This is a genomic window from Aequorivita sp. KMM 9714, from assembly GCF_011065475.1.
Classification (GTDB): Bacteria; Bacteroidota; Bacteroidia; order Flavobacteriales; family Flavobacteriaceae; genus Aequorivita; species Aequorivita sinensis.
This window is the reverse complement of sequence record NZ_JAAGRO010000023.1, coordinates 1-787: the sequence shown is the minus strand read 5'-3', so window position 1 is coordinate 787 and position 787 is coordinate 1. Positions and strand designations below refer to the sequence as shown.

Sequence of the window (787 nt, the reverse complement as noted above, 5' to 3'; positions counted from 1 at the left end):
CAGGTGATATTATTACCTATAGCTTCTCTGTTAAGAACACAGGAAACGTTACCCTAACCGATGTTATGGTAAGTGATTTAGTAGGTGGTGTTACCGTATCTGGAGGTCCAATCACATTGGAGCCAGGTCAAGAGGACACTACTACATTTACAGCAAGCTATACCATCACACAGGCAGATATAGATAATGGAACATTTACAAATTCTGCAGAAGTAGTTGGTACGACACCAGCAGGTGCAGAAGTAACCGACATCTCTAACAATGATGGTTATGTAGGAAACAACCCAACGGTTGTAACTATTTGTACTGATGCAAGTATTGCCCTTATCAAAACTTCAGATGTTGAAGTAGATCCAACCACAGAATGTTCAACACTAGAGGTTGGTGATATTATTACCTATAGCTTCTATGTTAAGAACACAGGAAACGTTACCCTAACTGATGTTATGGTAAGTGATTTAGTAGGTGGTGTTACCGTATCTGGAAGTCCAATCACATTGGAGCCAGGTCAAGAGGACACTACTACATTTACAGCAAGCTATACCATCACACAAGCTGATATAGATAATGGAACATTTACAAATTCTGCAGATGTAGTTGGTACGACACCAGCAGGTGCAGAAGTAACCGACATCTCTAACAATGATGGTTATGTAGGTGACAACCCAACAGTTGTAACTATCTGTACTGATGCAAGCATTGCACTTATCAAAACTTCAGATGTTGAAGTAGATCCAACCACAGGATGTTCAACACTAGAGGTAGGTGATATCATTACTTATAGCTT

1 pseudogene is annotated in these 787 nt (G+C 39.9%); it reads left to right on the top strand.

The window, feature by feature from the left end:
* Positions 1-787: pseudogene (locus tag G3A46_RS14010) on the top strand (hypothetical protein); the annotation flags it as partial.